This is a genomic window from Paraburkholderia sp. MM6662-R1 (assembly GCF_050436245.1).
Lineage (GTDB): Bacteria > Pseudomonadota > Gammaproteobacteria > Burkholderiales > Burkholderiaceae > Paraburkholderia > Paraburkholderia tuberum.
In genome coordinates, this window is the sequence record NZ_JBNDLV010000005.1 from 130,742 (window position 1) to 149,457 (window position 18,716).

17 protein-coding genes, 3 pseudogenes and 1 riboswitch are annotated in these 18,716 nt (G+C 57.8%); of the genes and pseudogenes, 5 read left to right on the top strand and 15 right to left on the bottom strand.

Going from position 1 to position 18,716, the window contains the following annotated elements; all coding sequences use genetic code 11:
- Positions 1 to 574: 574 nt before the first annotated feature.
- Complete coding sequence (locus tag OKW39_RS43495) at positions 575 to 1,534, top strand: aminotransferase class IV (protein ID WP_429565619.1); 960 nt, start codon at positions 575 to 577, stop codon at positions 1,532 to 1,534.
- A gap of 13 nt (positions 1,535 to 1,547) precedes the next feature.
- Positions 1,548 to 2,732: a glycine C-acetyltransferase gene (locus OKW39_RS43500; protein ID WP_429565620.1), complete on the top strand. Its 1,185-nt coding sequence runs from the start codon at positions 1,548 to 1,550 to the stop codon at positions 2,730 to 2,732.
- 76 nt (positions 2,733 to 2,808) lie between these two features.
- On the opposite strand, the gene OKW39_RS43505 is transcribed toward OKW39_RS43500, so the two are convergent.
- The 4 genes from OKW39_RS43505 to OKW39_RS43520 all read right to left on the bottom strand — a co-directional run bounded on the left by OKW39_RS43505 (position 2,809) and on the right by OKW39_RS43520 (position 8,518).
- Complete coding sequence (locus OKW39_RS43505; protein ID WP_429565621.1) at positions 2,809 to 4,011, bottom strand: D-amino acid dehydrogenase; 1,203 nt, start codon at positions 4,009 to 4,011, stop codon at positions 2,809 to 2,811.
- 146 nt (positions 4,012 to 4,157) lie between these two features.
- A riboswitch (glycine riboswitch) is annotated at positions 4,158 to 4,247 on the bottom strand.
- 93 nt (positions 4,248 to 4,340) lie between these two features.
- Complete coding sequence (gene argE, locus OKW39_RS43510; protein ID WP_429565622.1) at positions 4,341 to 5,564, bottom strand: acetylornithine deacetylase; 1,224 nt, start codon at positions 5,562 to 5,564, stop codon at positions 4,341 to 4,343.
- Positions 5,565 to 5,664: 100 nt separating this feature from the next.
- Positions 5,665 to 6,828: a M24 family metallopeptidase gene (locus OKW39_RS43515; RefSeq protein WP_429565623.1), complete on the bottom strand. Its 1,164-nt coding sequence runs from the start codon at positions 6,826 to 6,828 to the stop codon at positions 5,665 to 5,667.
- Positions 6,829 to 7,087: 259 nt separating this feature from the next.
- On the bottom strand, positions 7,088 to 8,518 hold the full coding sequence (locus OKW39_RS43520) for an ISKra4-like element ISBte2 family transposase (protein WP_429565624.1): 1,431 nt from the start codon (positions 8,516 to 8,518) through the stop codon (positions 7,088 to 7,090).
- 343 nt (positions 8,519 to 8,861) lie between these two features.
- On the opposite strand from OKW39_RS43520, the gene OKW39_RS43525 reads away from it, so the two are divergent.
- Positions 8,862 to 10,394: a transposase gene (locus OKW39_RS43525; protein WP_429562411.1), complete on the top strand. Its 1,533-nt coding sequence runs from the start codon at positions 8,862 to 8,864 to the stop codon at positions 10,392 to 10,394.
- Between the two features lie 320 nt (positions 10,395 to 10,714).
- On the opposite strand, the gene OKW39_RS43530 is transcribed toward OKW39_RS43525, so the two are convergent.
- The 4 genes from OKW39_RS43530 to OKW39_RS43545 are packed head-to-tail and all read right to left on the bottom strand — an operon-like array spanning position 10,715 to position 13,587.
- On the bottom strand, positions 10,715 to 11,197 hold the full coding sequence (locus OKW39_RS43530) for a DUF4411 family protein (protein ID WP_429565625.1): 483 nt from the start codon (positions 11,195 to 11,197) through the stop codon (positions 10,715 to 10,717).
- Complete coding sequence (locus OKW39_RS43535; RefSeq protein WP_429565626.1) at positions 11,184 to 12,332, bottom strand: ImmA/IrrE family metallo-endopeptidase; 1,149 nt, start codon at positions 12,330 to 12,332, stop codon at positions 11,184 to 11,186. Before OKW39_RS43535 ends, OKW39_RS43530 begins: the two co-directional genes overlap by 14 nt.
- Before the next feature lie 54 nt (positions 12,333 to 12,386).
- Entirely contained in the window at positions 12,387 to 13,346 is a 960-nt protein-coding gene (locus tag OKW39_RS43540; protein ID WP_429565627.1) for a tyrosine-type recombinase/integrase, read from the bottom strand.
- Positions 13,321 to 13,587 (bottom strand): hypothetical protein, encoded by a 267-nt coding sequence (locus OKW39_RS43545; RefSeq protein ID WP_429565628.1) that lies wholly within the window; start codon positions 13,585 to 13,587, stop codon positions 13,321 to 13,323. The genes OKW39_RS43540 and OKW39_RS43545 overlap by 26 nt, the downstream gene beginning before the upstream one ends.
- Positions 13,588 to 13,844: 257 nt before the next feature.
- Between OKW39_RS43545 and OKW39_RS43550 the strand changes: the two genes are divergently transcribed.
- Entirely contained in the window at positions 13,845 to 14,075 is a 231-nt protein-coding gene (locus OKW39_RS43550; RefSeq protein ID WP_429565629.1) for a hypothetical protein, read from the top strand.
- A gap of 463 nt (positions 14,076 to 14,538) precedes the next feature.
- Here the strand turns inward: OKW39_RS43550 and OKW39_RS43555 are convergent.
- The 7 genes and pseudogenes from OKW39_RS43555 to OKW39_RS43585 all read right to left on the bottom strand — a co-directional run.
- A pseudogene (locus tag OKW39_RS43555) lies at positions 14,539 to 15,041 on the bottom strand (helix-turn-helix domain-containing protein); the annotation flags it as partial.
- A gap of 3 nt (positions 15,042 to 15,044) precedes the next feature.
- Positions 15,045 to 15,269, bottom strand: a pseudogene (locus OKW39_RS43560) (IS110 family transposase); the annotation flags it as partial.
- Positions 15,238 to 15,570: a hypothetical protein gene (locus OKW39_RS43565; RefSeq protein ID WP_429565630.1), complete on the bottom strand. Its 333-nt coding sequence runs from the start codon at positions 15,568 to 15,570 to the stop codon at positions 15,238 to 15,240. The gene OKW39_RS43565 and the pseudogene OKW39_RS43560, both read right to left, overlap by 32 nt.
- 62 nt (positions 15,571 to 15,632) lie before the next feature.
- Positions 15,633 to 15,809, bottom strand: a pseudogene (locus OKW39_RS43570) (antirestriction protein); the annotation flags it as partial.
- Between the two features lie 20 nt (positions 15,810 to 15,829).
- Positions 15,830 to 16,183: a polyprenyl synthetase family protein gene (locus OKW39_RS43575; protein ID WP_429565640.1), complete on the bottom strand. Its 354-nt coding sequence runs from the start codon at positions 16,181 to 16,183 to the stop codon at positions 15,830 to 15,832.
- Between the two features lie 52 nt (positions 16,184 to 16,235).
- On the bottom strand, positions 16,236 to 17,213 hold the full coding sequence (locus OKW39_RS43580) for an IS5 family transposase (protein WP_429565631.1): 978 nt from the start codon (positions 17,211 to 17,213) through the stop codon (positions 16,236 to 16,238).
- A gap of 40 nt (positions 17,214 to 17,253) precedes the next feature.
- Positions 17,254 to 17,904, bottom strand: coding sequence for a polyprenyl synthetase family protein (locus OKW39_RS43585; protein WP_429565632.1), 651 nt, complete (start codon positions 17,902 to 17,904; stop codon positions 17,254 to 17,256).
- Between the two features lie 152 nt (positions 17,905 to 18,056).
- Here OKW39_RS43585 and ubiA point away from each other — a divergent pair.
- Positions 18,057 to 18,716, top strand: a 660-nt coding sequence (gene ubiA, locus OKW39_RS43590) for a 4-hydroxybenzoate octaprenyltransferase (RefSeq protein WP_429565633.1), incomplete at its 3' end; no start/stop codon positions are given.

The following is an 18,716-nucleotide window of genomic DNA, read 5'->3' on the forward strand; positions in this document are numbered from 1 at the left end:
CTTCTTGCTGAGAGGGTAGTACATACGGGTGAGCACTCTGTACGTTGACTATACCCAAGTTTTGATATCGATCCACGCGAAAATAGGGGACGTGTCGCAACAATCATGCACTTGTAGCGATTTTTGGTTCAAAGCACTTGCGCAAACGTCTGAACGTCTAGGGGTTCACCGCAGTCGTGCAATAGAGTGTGGCAACGCGTGACTGTCTGCACGAGCCAAGCCTCAAGAAGCAGGGCAAGTCAAATTGATCAGCGAGAGCGCGATGCTTCTCTGGCAGCTGCTGACACCTGCCGCCAACCTTTTGGCCGTGGAACAAAAAATCTGCATTTAATCATCGATTACGCAATGATCCCGCGAGACGGCGCTCAACTATGAATTTCTCGAGCGCGGTACGTGGTTATACTTTTTCCGCAGGTAGCATTTTGTGTGAGCTTCCATGTAACCAGATCGGCAGACGCTAAACAGTCGCTGGTCGACAAGGAAAAAACCTGCCTTTAATGCTTGACTCACTCTATATCACCAGACGTTCGTTACACTAAATGAGCGTGACCAACGTCTCTGTCCCGAGATCGAAATGACCAACGCCACTTCAGGGCTCGAAACCTCGCTGCCCGCTGTAACGACCCGACACAATGACCATCGACGCTATCCGCACGGAGTCGCTTTCATGGACGGTCAGTATCTGCCGATGTCAGAAGCTAAAATCTCCGTCCTAGATTGGGGTTTTCTCCACTCTGACGCAACGTATGACACTGTACACGTGTGGAACGGACGTTTCTTTCGTCTCGACTTGCATTTAGATCGCTTCTTCGGCGGAATGGAACGCCTCCGAATGAAACTGCCATATGATCGCGATCAAATTGCTGCGATTCTCGCAAATTGCGTCGCTCTGTCTGGACATAGGGCGTCTTACGTAGAGATGATCTGCACGCGCGGGTCGTCGCCCACGTTCAGTCGAGATCCGCGGCAATCTGAAAATAGATTTATTGCTTTTGCAGTTCCGTACGGCTCCGTGGCCAACGAAGAGCAACTGCAACGGGGCTTGCATGTCGCCATCAGTGACACCGTTCGCATTCCCCCAAAGTCGGTTGATCCGAAAATCAAGAATTATCATTGGCTGGATCTCGTCAAAGGGCTACTTGAGGCCTACGACATGGGAGCAGAGACAACGCTCGTTTTGGATACGAACGGCTTTATTGCAGAAGGTCCGGGCTTCAACGTCTTTGTCGTCAAACGTGGAGACCTTCTGACGCCAGCCTTCGGCGTTCTGCCTGGCATCACTCGTCGAACTGTTTTCGACCTGAGCGCAGAATTGGGCTTGAAGGTTACGGCCGCGGACGTCGATCGACACGCGCTCAAAGCGGCTGACGAAGTGTTCATTACGTCGACAGCCGGTGGCATCATGCCGGTCACCCGGATCGATGATGCCGTCATTGCCGACGGAAACGTTGGCCCTGTGACTCGCCGTCTCATGGATCTTTACTGGGCAAAACACGATGATCCGGCATGGTCGACGGCTGTCACGTACGCGTAAGGCGAGGTCGGGTATGAAGCAGTCACTAACTGAAAGACTTCGGAACGATCTTAAGGACCTCTCATCGCGCAACCTTTATAAGGTCGAAGGCGAGATCACTTCTCCTCAAGGGGCGGAAATTCAGCTCCAAGACACGGGTGAGAAGCGCCTTCTCAACATGTGCGCGAATAATTACCTCGGATTCGCAAATCACCCTGCTATCGTCGAAGCCGCTCGCGCGGCTCTCGATGAGCACGGCTTCGGAATGTCATCCGTGCGCTTTATCTGCGGGACTAATACGGTCCATCGCAGCCTGGAACGACGAATCAGCGAGTTCCTTCGTACGGCAGATACGATCTTGTTCAGTTCGTGCTTCGACGCGAACGCAGGGATTTTTGAGGCATTGCTTGGTGCTGAGGATGCCGTGATTAGCGATAGTCTCAATCACGCTAGCATCATAGACGGTGTTCGCCTGTGCAAAGCGCAAAGGTTCCGATATGCCAACAACGACATGGAAGAACTTGAGCAGGGCTTAAAAGACGCCCGCCAGTGCCGGACAGTGCTTATCGTGACCGATGGCGTATTCTCGATGGATGGGGTCGTTGCGAACCTATCGGGGATTTGCGAGCTAGCAGAGCGTTACGGCGCATTGGTGATGGTGGACGATTCACATGCGGTCGGCTTCATTGGTCCGCACGGTCGAGGCACACCCTCTTTGTTCGGGCTCGAACACAAAGTTGACATAGTCACGGGAACGCTCGGTAAGGCACTTGGTGGTGCGTCCGGCGGATATGTTTCGGGACGACCTGAGATCATCGCATGGCTTAGGCAGCGCGCCCGGCCATATTTGTTTTCAAACTCCCTTATGCCAGCCATCTGCGAAGCCTCGCTCGTTGCCATCGAGCTGGCCGAAAAAGGCGAGGATCTGCGAAAGAATCTGGTTGAGCGAACGCTGCAGCTACGATTGGGACTAAAAGAACTTGGATACACCGTCTCCGGAACCAATCATCCGATTGTGCCGGTGATCACGGGAGACGCCGCCGTCGCGGTGCGCGTTGCCGATCATCTCAGGTCGCTTGGGATCCTAGTCGTTCCATTCTCTTATCCGGTTGTGCCGAATGGCGCTGCCCGCATTCGAATGCAGGTCAGCGCCGCGCATTCGGAGCAGGATATCGAGCGCGTCATCGCCGCATTCAAATCAGCGCAGTCTTTACTGTAAGTGAGCGGACTGAGCAGTATATAGAGCGTTACTTCTCAACACCGGCCGGCTTCACAGCCGGCCGTTCCCATTGTCTCTATCTATCAATTGCTTGAGCCACCGTCTCAGCGGTCGCAGCCGATAGGGTCCATCCCAAGTGCCCATGACCGGTATTGTAGAAGACGCCTGGACGCTGCCCCCGTCCGACCCGCGGCAACATACTAGGCATCATAGGTCTGAGGCCCGCCCATGGAATCACGCTGGAAGTGGAGACGCCGGGAAAATGCCGTCGAGTCCACTCCACAAGCGGGGCCACGCGATCTGCACGAATGTCGCGATTCATTCCATTGAACTCTGCAGTTCCGGCAACGCGCAATCGAGTCGGACCGAGTCGACTGGTAACAATCTTTGCCCGGTCATCGAGCAAGCTGACCCATGGAGCGGAGCTTTGACTCTGTTCATCTTCTAGATTGACAGTGATTGAATATCCTTTGACCGGATAGATGTTCACTCGATCACCCAACATCGAGGCAAACGCCCGGCTTGCCACCCCTGCACAGATGACCATAGCGTCGAAGACCTGCTCGCCCTGCTCCAAGGAAATAACGATCTTGTCGTGACTGTCATGCGCTATTGAACGGACCAGCGCCTCGTACTTGAACACGACCCCTTGCCGTTCGCAAGCTGCGGATAATCCGCGCACAAACTTATGGATGTCGCCGGTCGAATCGGATTCGGTAAAAAACCCCCCGTAAAACTCGCCTGAAAGACTCGGTTCAATAGAAGCGATTTCTTCAGGGGACACCGGATTTCTGACTAAGCCACCTTCGCGCAGTATCTCGTTCACGCGCGCAGCTGCGTCGAACTCCTTACGCGTTCCGTAGACATGGAGTATGCCCCGACGCTCAAGGTCGAACTCGATGCCTTCTCGCTCGGCAATGCTGAAAAAAGGATCACGCGCAGCAATTGCGAGTCGGACAGTTTCGATAGTGTTTTCCTTGTACCGAGGAATCTGACGTACAAACTCGCCGATCCAACTGTACTTGTGCCAGCTTGGTTTCGGATTGAGGAGGAGGGGAGCGTCACGATCTAACATCCAGCGGATGCCTTTCAATATCGTTGCGCTGCTGTTCCAGACTTCCGCATTGCATGCGGAAAGTTGGCCGCCATTGGCGAACGAGGTCTCCATAGCCACATAGCGGTGACGTTCGAAGACGGTGACTTGATGACCGCGTTGCAAAAGCGAATACGCGGTGGTGACGCCAGTAACGCCGGCGCCGATGATAGCAATACGTGACATGGTTTTCCCAGATGGTTTAGAACGCCGGCCACTGATTTGTGGTTGGCTCAATGCACCATCTGTTCATGTACCTGAGAGTTTCGCCATTACTCAATCGAACAATGGCTCCCCTTCGGTGGGCGCGCGCAGCGCCGCTCTCCAGATGCTCCAACAGCACGGTCCTTTTCGCCTGAGAGTTTCCGGGGCGGTTGCTCCGTCGGCGCCGTCTTGAAGACGAACTCTTCCATACTGCATGTTGGAACTTGTCTACGTTACATCAGTGCAAATATTCCTGCAATGTTTGTTATCCTGAATACAAGTCTAAGACGCCCATATCGAACTACTCAAAGTCATGCCGAAGTGCGTTTGCAAAAGTAACTAATGAGGTTGTTCAGGAAGACCTCGCAGGAGCGAAGTTGTTCAAGAGATATGAACTCGTTTGCTTTATGTGCATGCGAAATGCTTCCCGGCCCGCAAATGAGTGTGGGGATTTGTGCCTTCGAAAAGAACCCGGCCTCCGTGCCATACGCCACTTTCCGAGGCACAAAATCTTGCTGCAACTGTCTGACGACTTTCGTGAGTTGAGCCTCATCGGGAGCCTCGAATGCTGGCACGTCAGCGATACGCGAGAACTCAATGTTGCACGCTTGGTTCTCTTCTTTCATTTGGGGAAGTACGGATTGGTACGCGTACTCTCTCACTCGCTGAAAACAGTCGTCTGGATCTACACCGGGTAAGGTACGGAACTCGAAGCTTAGCTCGCACGTATCGGGAACAGTGTTGGTCGCGATGCCACCCGATATCAACCCTGTCTGTGCGGTGGAGTAGGGAACATCGAATGCATTGTCAAAGGGGCCGGTCCTTCTTAGATCATCTGCAGTGTCGCGGACATGTCTTACCAGCAATGATGCATACTCGATTGCATTGACGCCGTAGGGGGTCAATGAAGAGTGCGCCGCTTTTCCGTGCACGCAGCAGCGATAAGCGCTCTGGCCTTTATGAGCATATACCGGCAACATATCTGTAGGTTCGCCGACGACACAGCCTTCGGCATTCAACCCTCGGCGTGCTAGTTCCTCGATCAATATGGGGATTCCCGTACATCCGACCTCCTCATCGAACGAGAAAGCCAAATGCACCGGCTTTTCGTGTGGCAGCTTCGCTAGGCGTTGAATAAGCGCGAGCGTTACGCCGATGAAGCCTTTCATATCGCACGCGCCGCGTCCATAGATGCGCGCCTCCCGGATTTCGGCGCAAAATGGATCGGTCAACCAGTCTTGCCCGTCTACCGGGACAACGTCGGTGTGCCCGGAGAGAATAAGCCCTCCCGTTCGGCTCCCGTCCTGCGCAGGTAAGGTGGCCAGTATGTTGGCCCACTGACCACTACCATCGGGGAGGACCGTGACGTCGAGGCCGATCGTCTTGAGATGGCCGGCGACGAGATCGATAAGCGCCAAGTTGCTTTTGTGGCTGACCGTATCAAATCCGACCAGCCGTCGTGTCCATTGGACCGCATCGCTATCGCGTTGCTGTTGCTTGTCGCTGCCGTCGACGTTGGTTGCATATTGCATCATCAATTGGTTGCCTTCGGGTAGTGACTCATGCGCGGAAACTTAATTGCAGGGGTATCAGGAAAATGTCAGGCAACGCATTTTTGCCTGTGAACACTTCGCTCTAACGAACCCGCCACATCTCTCGAGGCGCTCGGACAGTCAAGAGATCCGGCATGCCGTCCTCCGTAATTGCGATGTTCTCTTCATGGAAGATCATCTTGCCCTCCTGATACTCCATTCCCGGCTCAATCGTGATCACCATTCCAGGCTGAAGGACTGCTTCGTCATCCGCGCAGTTAGACGGTGGTTCTGTGAGTTGAAGGCCGAGACCATGACCCATGCGCCCGGCGTTGTTGCTTTGCATTCCTTCATCTTCCAACACGCGCATCATGGCTCGCCAAACGTCCGAGACTTTAGCACCGGGGCGAGCTGCGTTGATTCCGGCGTTGGTCGCGTTCCACACCGCTTCGTTTGCATTATCCGCCGCGTCTGAGATATTCCCGATCGCGTAGTTGCGATCGAAGTCGCAGTGGTAGCCGTCGATCGTGGCACCAACGTCCATAATCAATACATCGCCTTCGCTGAGAGTGCGGTTCTTTCCTCGTGTGATCACCTGATCGTATCCGCCGGGTCCTGAAGCACAAGCAAGATAAGGTATCGTGTGTGCGCCACGATCCAAGATGTCAATAGTGAAACGTTGACCTACCTCCGCTTCAGTCATACCTTGTCGTGCGAACGAAGGGACTGCTTCGAAGGATTGGCTAACGAGTTGACAAATGCTGCGGATCTTTTCGATCTCCAGTTTTGACTTAACATTCCTGACCTCCCAGATACATGGGGACCCGTCGACAATTTGGAAACTCGTCAGATTGTCGCGAATGCGGAAAAAGTCAAGGATCGGCATTCGAAGCGTCGATTCACGACCAAGTTCGAATCCTATCTTTCCGAAACGGTTCGGAAGACGTTGAAGCACCGAGGTAAGTAGGCTTACACCCTCGTCCTCTGGACACGGCGACATCCATGATTCGATGCTTCCGAATACACATTGCTTCATTGGGACTTCGGCAAGCGCCGGAACGACGGCAATCGATGAGCCTGTGCGTGGGATAACCAGAAACCAAGGTCGAGTAGGGCTCTCCCAAAACTGGCTGTTCAAGCCAGTGGCGTAACGAAAATTAGCGGGCGTAGTAAAAACCAGCGCATCAAGCTGACGACGCTGCATGCTTTCTTGAAAACGGTCAATGCGTCGCTCGTATTCGCTGCGGGGAAAGGGTAGATTTTCCATTTCGTTCTGTGGTGAAGATGGATAAGTGATGCGGTATGCGTTCACAAGGCCAGGTTGTCTCTTGATTGACTATAAACACGTTTCAATATTGATCCCAGCAATAATTGCCCACTTTTTGCAAGAATCGTGCATTCAAGGAGGACTTGTGGTTGAAGCATGCGCATCGGCTCAGTCGCGCTCGATATGGAGGCTTAGTGTACTGTCCGGATACTTCATGATGGCGGCCAAGCGCTTCGTCCACAGGTTCCTGATGGGACTGTTAAAAAGCGTGGGGTTTCGCTTCTTCTGCCCGTTGCATGAATTCGAGAAAGCGGGCCACGTCCTCCGGTACTTCGTCAATGCGCGCCCTATACGCCGCAAGTTTGGCTGCCAGGTCGCCATTGATTCCCGCGCATCGCACCTGGGCAAGTAAGTGAGCGCCGCGTGGCGTCCAGCGCATGTGCTGGTGCTTGCACATGCGAACGTTGATTACCTGGTTCACCGCCGACTCTGCCATCGCCGTCGAAATCGGCCTGTGCTCGCGATAGTGCTTCCCGTAGGCGATCGTTGAGCCGCTATTGCTCTTGAGGTACGCGAGCAACTCGCCGACGCGGTAGTCGAGTTGCTCCAGGCTTCTCGTGAATCGCGCCGTCTGCGCCACCACGATGCGACAGAGCAGCAAGGTCTGTTGCATTCGTTGCTCCGTTTTCGCTGCGTTGGCGTGCCAGAAGCACCAGCGTAATCGGTTCGCATAGGTGCATAGCGCTTTCTTCGTGTACTTCTCGGTCTCGGACCGTGGCAGTAGGCCCTTGACGATCTGCTCGAGATGCCGCACCCGCATCGAGATGTGAAACCAGTCAAGTATCGGCGTCGCCGTGAATGGGAGTTGCCGATAGATGCTTTGTATCCCGTTGGCACCGTCGGTGATCACCGAGAGTCGTGGGTGCGATGTACCGCTGTGCGTCTGCACAAGCGAAGTGAGCCGTTCCGCCACGTCCGGCAACTCGCTCCGCACGCATGCGAAGACGCGGGGCTTTCCTCCTGGCGCGGCAAGACGTCCGGTCAGAATCTCGAAGCTCCGGATTTCTGTCTTCCCTCTTCCTCGCACGAACCCACCGTCGATCGCCAGAGTCCATTCGGTAGTCGGGCTTCGCGGTTGTATGCTCGGCAGTTCGATGGTGTCAATCCGCGCGCCGACCCGCAACGTCCTGTTCCGGATCGTCACATGGTTGATCTTGTCGCCGACCGGCAAAAATTCCGCATCGTCTCGACCACTCGTCGATACGACATCTGCGCTGCGAGTTTCGCCTGGAGGGCTAACAACTCCGGCGTAGCGCGCTCCGGCATGATCGGCCATAGCGGGCAGAACGCTGTTTCCAAATACCAAGGCGGCTCGCAGGCGCAAGATACGAGGCGTGGGCTGCGAAAGCTGACGGTACCAAAGACGGTATCGACTTTGCGATTCCGGTAGTCCTTTAACGCCCGTCCAGCGATGGCATCGGCGACAGATGCGGCGCAAGGCGCAAATCTCGTCGGTCTGAGCTGGGATCACCGCCTGCTGCAAGCTATGCAGCAGTTGCTTTCCGTCCGCCAATGACAGCCCGACCGATCCGGAATCGAGCGTTTGGCTTGGCCGGTCAATGCGGCCTACCTCGACTGTATTAGTATCACCCCAGTCGGTAATCAATTCGACGCGAACGACGATTTTCATCGCACACCTCGGCATACACACCAGAGAGGCTCCATCCTATCGCGCCGAAAACCCCACGCTTTTTAACAGTCCCCTTGGGTCCGGACGACTTTGTGTCATTTGACAGATAGACCCGGCGCAAGGCGAACTACCTCCGGTCGAAGAACGCTGGACGGGCGGCTACATTTTCGAAAACGAGTGGCAGAGCTTCCGTACCCGCCAGAGCCGCGACCTCGAGCTGACCACGGCACAGCACCGCTATGAGCGCCCTGGTCGGTTACCCTAGAAACGGCAGTTGAAGGTTTGAAATCAGGCGCCAAGGCAATGCGGGCAACGGTCTTCGGAAGTCTGGCAAACTCACCCGATGGGTGAAAAGACAGACCGGGATATTGCGGCGGCACCGGACGCCGAACCGATGATTGTCGACACGATGGGCGGGCGCATGCACGTGCATTGGGACGAGGCCGCGCACGCGACGCCAAACGGCCAGCTGGTGTTCTTTGCCGAGTTTCTCGCGACCGCCGGCGTGTTCGATGCGTGGGTCGATGCTTGTCCGCTCGTGCATCGCGGCGGCAATACGTCGGACAAACGTGACGTGCTGGGCACGCTGGTGCTCGCGGTCCTTGCTGGCCACCGCCGCTATGCTCACGTGACGGCACTGCGCGGTGACGCGGTAGCGGCGCAGGCGCTGGGTATGAAGCGCACCGTCAGCGAGGACACCGTGCGACGCTCGCTGTTGCAGATCGATGCGGTGGCCAGCGAGGCGTGGATGCGCCCGGCGCTGATGAACAGCGTACGCGAGGCGCTCGCGACGCCGTGGATCATGGACATCGACGCGAGCATCAAGCCGCTGTACGGACGTCAGGAAGGCGCGGAACTGGGCTACAACCCGCACAAGCCGGGGCGTCCGAGCCACGTGCTGCACACCTTCTGGGTCAGCACCCTGCGGCTGGTGCTGGACGTGCAGGTGAGCCCGGGCAACCAGCATGCGTCGCTGCACGCCAGGGAGGGGCTCGGTCGACTGCTCGACGAACTGGATGGGTGTCGCCCGGTGCTGGTACGAGGCGACTGCGGCTATGGAAACGAAGGTGTTCTGGCCGTGCTGGAGCAACGGGCGCAGCCCTACCTGCTTCGTTTGCGCCAGACCAGGAATGCGAAGCGTCTGATTACCCGGCTGGCGGGGCGCAGCAGCTGGGGGCAGGCGGATGCCCAGGGATGCCAGGCGATCGAAAGCGAACTGCGGCTGGACGGCTGGTCGCGCACACGCCGCGTGGTCGTCGTGCGCCGCCGGATTCGTGACGACGTGGTGAACGCGCCGCGCAAGGATCAGCAACAGCTTCGGCTGCCGATCGCCGACGTGGCGGTGCTCGACGCCCATCAGATGTGGGAGTACACGATCCTCGTCACCAACGCACCGTATCCGCTGGACTCGATCGCGCAGTTGTACCGCGACCGCGGCGATTGCGAGAACGGCTTCGACGAACTGAAGAACCAGTGGGGCCTGGGCGGCTTCACGACGCAGGACATCACGCGCTGCCAGACGACGGCCCGGATCGGCGCGCTGGTCTACAACTGGTGGTCGTGGTACTGCCGCGCCGCTCATCCGCAAGGTCGGCTCGAAGCGGTGACGAGCCGGCCGCTGCTGCTGGCCGCCGTCGGTACGAGCGCCAGCCACGCTGGCGGCACCCGGCTCTATCTCACGCCGTTGCATGCGATGACGCAGACCATCCGTGCGCTGGTGGGCAATATCCGCAAGGCACTGCAGCATGTCAGACAGCTCGCGGAGCAATCACCGAAACTCGATCGCTGGCGCGCGCTGCTGCGCTACATCTGCGCACAGATCGTCCCTTCGAAATTGCCTCGGATTACTCATGATCTGCTTGTTGCCTCGGGGTGATCGCCGTTGGGTAAAAAGCCCGGGTCGTCGGATACGCCGCTATCGACGAACGACCGGTTTAGCTGGAGCACGGGGAATAGTGCTTAGCGCCACGGCCTGGGGGTAATCGTCCGAATCGTACGAAATCTGGCGGTAGTCGCACGTAGCGCCGCTCACAGCAAGGATTGCCGGCTATCGGGCTTTCGCAGAATCAGCGACCTCGCAAGCCATTGATCAATATGGCTTTTTAGATTCAAACCGCCAGAATTTTCACGAAAAGTATGACAACCTCTTCTCGGGCGACCCGCCGAATCATTAACACACGTGCTCGGATTACCGGTTCAGCCAAAAACAAAGTTGGCTCTCTTTATATATTCGATGAAGTTAATGCACGGTACGGCCACCTCCGGCATGGAGCACACGGAAGGGATCTTGCGCTTCGAGTTCACGTCGGGCGGGATATTTTGTCGCCCTTCGTCGGATACGAGATCTCGCCCGTGCACACGAGCCGTGCAGATGATCAGTAGATCGTTTTCACCGACGCCCTTGGGATGATATCGGTCGTCCACGATTCCAAGTAGCCCTTTGATGCGCATCGCATCCTGGACAATCGCGTTTGTAATTTCCAGTCGCTCGAGGTTTGCTGCGGCTAGCCAGTCTCCACAGTCCGGCGCTCTATTACATACCTCGCCGTAGGCGACGGAGGGCATCACGAGCCTTCGTTCGTTAATCTCGGTGGAGATCCATCGCCACATGCCGGGAAACTGATGCGCGGGATAGTTGTCCCACGCGTGAACCATGGACGACGCATCAAACACCTGCATAGTGTCGTTCCAATTGATGCAGGTCGTTGATCTTCAATCCATCGAGGTAGCTACTCGCCCGTGCCAAGGTGATATAGCGTCCGTTCAGGGCATCCAGCACCGTGCGCACAAAAGTGTCGCCGAAAATATGCGACGGTTCGCGATTGCGATACGCCCTGCTGCCACCATCCAGCACCGGCTGTGCTTGCTCTGCACGCCACTGCCGATAGGCTGCATATTGATGCTGCGCCAGTCTTCCGCTGTCGAGCAGACGACGTAAGATCACTTCGGCGCTGACACCCCATGCACGCCGAAGTGGTTGTAGCCAATCATCAAACTGAGAAACCTCTCGCGGCCGGTTGGCGTCGTTGATCCTCGCGAGAAACGCGTCCGGGACCAGCAAGTGACCCGCAAAGGCGTTCGCATCGCGCTCGTGTCCCTGGCGCGATTGCATATCGGTTTCGTCATCGATCGAACTTTCCCGATGCAACAGCAGGTGCCCGAGTTCGTGCATGAGCGTGAACGACTGCTGCGGCTCCCAAGGCTGTTTTTTGACCACGATGACCGGGCAGGCAACGTCGTAGATGCTGAAGCCCAGGATCGGACTTTCTTTGGCGATCTGCCACTTTCCGTTGTACCCGTTGCTACGGAAAACCAGCACGCCTTGCGCCTCAACTGCGGCACGATAGCTATCAAAGGAATTGTTGTCGCCGAGACGCAACCATCGACGTGCAACTCGCGCCGCTTCAGCCGGGTTATCGCGCGGCAAATCGGGCTCGTTGAACGACGGTAAACCACCGTCGCCGAGGTCCTCACGCAAGCTCAGGTATATCTCGCGTTGCTTCTCCACCCGCTCGATCAGCGCCTTGATTTTTGGCGTCAACTCAGGCTTTTGATTCGCGAGCGTCCGGAAAGCCGGTGTGTGCGCGAGTGTTTCGTCAACAGGGCCCGGTTCCAGAAAGAACAGTGCTCCGCGTCCGAAGAACCCCGCGAGTTTGCTGAGCTGCGCAAACGTCAGACCGCCTTCGCCAGCTATGACACGATCCATCGTCGCCTGTGCGATGCCGATTTCGGACGCGAGATCACCTGGCGTTGTGCCGAGGTCAGCGCAACACCATGCGATCCTTTCCGGGTTGATCGACTGGATTCGTTCCATAAAAGCAATTATACCGAGCGGTGATCTGACCTATCTGGGCGCCGAAGCAACGGCTCAATATGCCACTTTGAACGTCGGCGAATCTTCGGGCCGATGACGCCGATGGTCATAGATGCGTGTCGTCGCGATGTTCGCATGGCCCAACCACTCCTGCACCTTCGCAATGTCCGCTTCGTGCTCGAGCGCGTTGGTCGCTGCCGTCGCGCGCAGGCTGTGCACGCCGAAGCCGTCGACCGCGATCTTCGCCTGCGCGGCGTACGCGAGCACGACCTTGTAGACGCCGTCCGGTGTGATGGCGTTACCTGAGCCACCGCGCGCGCGCTGGAACAGCGCCGCACTGGGCATCTCGCCGTGGCCGGCCGCTTCCAGGTACGCGTGCACGTGCTCGGCCGTAGCAAGATGCAGCGGCAGATAGCGGGTCTTGTCGCCCTTGCCGTGCACGCGCAGATGCGGCACGCCGCGGCGCGCGTGAATGTCGCGCACCGTCAGGCGGCACAACTCCTCGCGGCGGAGCCCGTGATACAGCAGCACCGACAGCAGCGCGCGGTCGCGCAGGCCTTTCAGCGTCGCCGGATCGGGGGCGTCGAGCAGCGCGCGGGCCTGGTGGTCGCCCAGTGCCGGTGTCCTGCCTTCGTTGCTGTCGACCTTCGGGCGTTTCGCGCCCTTGACCGGATTGAAGTCCACCGCGTTCTTTTCGCACAGGTACTCGAACAGCGACGACAGCGCGGCGAGCTTGCGCCGGATCGTCGCACCGGACAGCGCACGGGTCTCGAGCGCTGTCCGCCAGGCCAGCACATGCGCACGCGTGACGACGCGAAGCTCCTCCGGCCGCTGGATGCCGGTGAAGTCCATGAAGTCGTGCAGGTCGATCCGGTACGCGCGCCGCGTACGCGGGTTGTTGAGGTTGGCGAACCACTCCGCTTCGGCCGGGACGGCCGCGAGCTGCTGGAACTGCGCGGCGGTCAGGCGTCGCCAGGCAGACTGCGACTCAGGTGCAACCGGCAGCATCGGCATGGCTTTCTCCCGGGAGCTCGGCGCCGTGCGCACGGATTGCGGCGATCAGTTCGGCCGGCGTGATTTCGTAACGCACTTCGCGGTGAATACCGGGCCTGCGCGCATCGACGTCGACCAGCAGCAGGCTCCTGCCATCGGCTGCGGCTTCGAGCCGCACGGTGCGCCGCACGCTGGCGGTCAGCGCGTCGCCGTCGGTCAGCAGGTGGACCGCGCCGTGCGCGCCACTGGAAAGGGCTGTCATTGATGCAGGCTCCTGAAAAGGCTCACCGGCGATGCCCGTGACCGCTCACCGCCACCGGCCACAATTTACTCTTGATAACATATTTTATCAATAGTAAGCGGTCGTCATGGATGCGCCTATTGTCTTGGGACTATGATAAATAAATTTAATGATGATTTCGGGGGTTTGGCACCGCGCGTTTACCCATTTCATGGGTGAGACGACCCGATCGCCATCGGTGTTCGGGCAACGATCTCACTCGATGGAGAAAAATCACCATGATGGAATTCAGTAACGAAGCACGTGCCGCTATCCTCGTCCGATTTGTGGGGCTTGGCGCGCTTCCCGGGCAATGCCGCAATCACGTGGCGTTCGTCGACCTCGTCGCGACGTATGGCGACTGGTACCGGCAGGCACTCGCGCAGCTCATCGACGACGGTTGTATCGACGACGTCGCGAGGCCGACCCTCAACTGTAGCAGACAGAGCAAACCATCAATGAAGCGATGACCTGGTGGAGCATGCTCACCGAATCAGAGCGTGCTGGTTGGCTCGAAAGGCAGGCACTGACAGGCCTGCGAAAACCTGGGCGGAATGCCCTTCTCAGGAAACGGACTTTTCGTACGCAAGTAAGCAACTCGCCTGGGCCGTTATGTGTAACGCCTTGCATTTGAAACCGGCCGTGCTTGCAATCGACGCGGTTTCCGGCTCGAAATAACTGCAACTGGCGCAACGCACGTGCTCGGATTATCTGCAACTGTGCTTGCATTCAGCCACGCGTGCTTGCATTCCATCATGGCGTGCTCACATTATCTGCAACAGACGGAAGTCAGATCGGCAGCCCGGCCGCGAGCATCTTGTCCCGCAACGTCGCGGTCCGCACCGGATCCAATGAGTCGCTGAAGAGCGCTTTGATCTCCGTCGGTTTGGCGTCGAACTGTTCCGCGAGATCCTTCGCGATAGCCGTGACGGGTCAGGGTCGGCTCCAGGTCGTCAAGCTGAGGCGACAACACGGACTGGACCAGCGCGGCTGAAACCGGCTTCTCGGAAGTGAGGTACGGTAGGTTTGCGAAAAATGGGAAGGCGATTCGAAGCCGCCTGCCACGCAAACCGTGGTGATGGACATGTCGGTTTGTTGCAGTAACTCGCGGGCGCGTGCAAGGCACAGTCCGAGATAGAAATGCGTAGGCGTGTCTTTGAGCGCCGCGCAGAACAGGCGTTCCAACTGGCGCCGCGTTACGCCAATTTCCTCCGCCAGCGCATCCGGCGAGAGCGGTTCTTCCATGTGTTGTTCCATCACGCCGATCACCTGAATCAGCTTGCGATTGTGGATGCCGTAGCGCGCGGCGATCTGCATGCGCTGGTGGTCAGAGCGTTGCCGGATGCGGCTGAGCACGAATTGCTCCTACACTTGTGCGGCGAGTTTCGCGCCGTGCCGCCTGCGCACGTGATACGGCGTGCGTCGATCTCGAACAGTTACCGCACCTGGTCGCGGGCGAGCCGGCCGGCGAAGGCCTTGTGGTTGACCTCATCCCAGCAGCCGAGCGTGACCAGCAGTTTGCGCATCCGGTCGCGATGCTACAGTACCTCCTTCTGCAGTTCCCCGCGATCGCGCATCAGCTGGCGCGACGCCTCGTCCTTCGGCGACGGCACGTGAACCACGTGCATGCGGTCACGCTCGCCGCGCAGCCACGCGCGCAGGTTGATGGCGGACTGCTTCGTGAACCGCTACCAGAGGCGCGCGGGGCGGTACGCGGTCAAACTCAGCAAGCGCGGCACGCGCGATCGCGCGAAGCTCTTCGCGGTGCATGTCGATCGCATGACCCTCCCGGTCGAGCATGTTGGCGATACGGTGCAGCGCGTCGGCTGTCTTCGCCGCCGCATCCGCCGACAGCGCCATACGGAACAGTTCAGCACGCACGATTTCACGGTCCCCATACTGGTAGACAGCCAGCAAAGGCAGAAGCGCGGTCAGCCAGGTTGGGCGAATTTGCGTCATGTCCATTTCTTCCTCACTGATTTTCAGGTAGGGCGAAAGACCCCGGCCCGCAGGCCGGGGCCGGTTGATTAGTCGATAGCGCGGAGAATGTTCGCGGCCTCTGCGTACTGCGTCGCAAAGGCTCGCAGGGAGTGGTAGTGGTCAATGATCCTGTCATCGCCACGCTTTTCCGCCAGGTGGCACAGGGCGAACAGCGTGACGACGATCCCGAACGCGTCCGCGCCCATCATGTTGTCAAATGTGTTCCAGGGAAAGGCATGCACAATCAGGCGACTCTATTCGTGAGCGACTCCGCAAGACGATGCAGCCGGTGGGCTCGGGTGCCGAACGTTCGTAAAGACTCTAAGGCCGCTATGCGGTACGTTTCCACAAGCGCTCTTGCGGACTCGATGCCATGCAGCGAAACGTAAGTGGCTTTTCCTAAAAACTTGTCTTTACCGGGCGTTTTGCCGAGAACGGTGGAATCCGCCGACACATCCAATATGTCGTCCACAATTTGATAGGCGAGCCCGATTTGCTCTGCGTAGTGTTCTAAGGCTACGCTGAAGAAGCCACCGTTTTCGGCGACGGTTTGCTGCTGAATGTCGGAATGCGAGATCAGCGACGCGATTGGTTCGATTTTCTTGCCCTGAAGGGCCTTGCAAGCGGGTCTCTCGACCCACTTTGGCCCATCATGGACGCACCTGTGCCATGAGCCGCTCGCGGCTCATGTAGATGTTGCTCAACGCCAGTGCGGTGAAGGCGCGCGTGGCGTTCTTCGCCAGACCGCGATAGCGCACCTTGACGAAACCCCACAGCCGCTTGACCACCGCAAAGACGTGCTCGACCCGCGCACGTATCTTCGACTTGTTGCGGTTCTTCGGGCGTCTGGTGTCATCGACCTCACCACTTCGCCTGCGCACACGCTGGTTGGTAAAGTCCTTCGCTTGCGGTGCCTTGCTGGCGATGAGTTCCTTCTGGCTCGCATACGCGCTGTCACCATACACACGCCGCTCGGCGCCATGCAGCAGCGCCGGCAGCGGATGCTTGTCATGCACGTTCGCAGCCGTCACTACCGCGCTGTGTGCCAGCCCCGTCTGACTATCCACGCCGACGTGCAGCTTCATGCCGAAGTACCACTGCTGGCCCTTCCTCGTCTGATGCATTTCGGGGTCTCGCGCCTTGTCCGCGTTCTTCGTGGAACTGGGCGCACCGATGATGGTGGCATCCACGATGGTGCCGGTGCCAACCTTCAGGCCGTGCCCTTGCAGTACCTCGCCGACCTTGGCGAACAATTGCTCGCCGAGCTTGTTGCGCTCCAGCAGCCGGCGAAACTTCAACAGCGTCGTGCCATCGGGAACGCGCTCGCGCCCCAGGTCAATCCCAACGAATCGCCGCAATGCGGTGCTGTCCAGCAGCGCTTCCTCGCAGGCTTCATCCGCCAGGTTGAACCAGTGCTGCACAAAGTGCATGCGCAGCATGCGCTCCAGGCCAACTGGCGGGCGCCCGCCTTGCCCCTTCGGATAGTGCGGCTCGACAACCTCGCACAATTGCGTCCACGGTACGATCTGCTCCATCGTCTCAAGGAACACATCACGTTTGGTTGGTCGTCGATACTGTTCGAATCCGGCGCCTTGATCGGCCGCCATCGCAAGGGTCTGTTGTTTCATCCGCATTTAACGTCTTACCGCCCAACGGCGTTGACCTTTTTCAGCGTAGCCCTAAACAGGCGATCTCGGACGCTTCGGCGTCTTTCGCGCAAAGGCCGCCGCACACAAGAGCTGCTTGGATCAACGCACCTGTCTTATAACGGTGCAACGTTTCCACGCTCTCCTTCGTCGAACTGCGCACCGAATTTGCTAGATCCAGCGCTTGTCCGGCCACCATGCCTTTGAAACCGATCGCCCTCGAGAGCACGCGGATCTGAGCGACCGCCCTGTCGGGGGAAAGATGAGTGCTGGTGATAACGTCGAACGCTAGCGACTGTAAAGCATCGCCCGCAAGTAATGCGATTGGCTCTCCGAACTTAACATGCAACGTTGGTTTGCCCCGTCGAAGAACATCGTTGTCGATGGATGGGAGATCATCATGGACGAGCGAGTAGGCGTGTACTAGTTCAACAGCACAGGCAGCTCCATCTGCATCGTACGGACTTGCGCCGACAGCTTCGGCTGCCGCATAACACAATAGGGGCCGTAGACGCTTCCCACCATCCAACACCGCATACCTCATGGCCTCGGTGAGGGCTTCAGAGCCCGTGGATACGCCAGTCAACGACGCGCTGAGCAGCGTGTCGAGCCGCTCAATACAATTCTGCTTCCACACGTCAAATGATAAGGTCTCTTGAATTGCTGCTTCCATGGGTCCTCGTTTAGTGTCCCTTGTGATCACTGTTGAGACCAGCTACTAAGCGTGTGAGTCTCAACCACACCTTCATATGCCCGACATGTATATCGTTTGCGCGGGCGCTCCCGTTACAGATAACATGCGTCTTTGCTCCAAAATACAATCTTATGCTAAACCGTGCTTTGATTTACATGCGTCTTGCCCGACTCGACAAGCCCGTCGGGAGTCTGTTATTACTTTGGCCAACGCTCACAGGTCTCTGGATCGCCACGAAAGGAAGTCCCTCTGCGTCGCTCGTGGTCATATTCACTGCTGGAACATTCCTCATGCGTTCTGCAGGATGTGCAATCAACGACTTCGCGGACCGTGACTTTGATAGACACGTGAACCGCACGAAATCCCGACCACTTGCCTCGGGGCACATGGCCGCGTGGGAGGCGGTCGCCGTGGCAGCCGCCTTATCGGCCATCGCGTTCGCGTTGGTTCTTTCACTAAATACGCTTACACGCCAATTGTCCCTCTGCGCTTTGCTTCTAGCGTTTTCCTACCCCTTTACCAAGCGTTTCTTTCCGCTACCGCAAGCATATCTTGGGGTCGCCTTCGGTTTCGGCGTGCCGATGGCGTTTTCCGCCGTCTCCGGGGCGGTTCCATTGATAGCATGGGTACTTCTTGTTGCGAATGTTTTCTGGTCCATCGCCTATGACACTGAATATGCCATGGTAGATCGGGACGACGACATCCGGATCGGGATCCGTAGTGCTGCGATTACGCTGGGCCAATCCGACGTCGCTGTCATCATGTTCTGCTATGCGGGTATGCTCGCCATC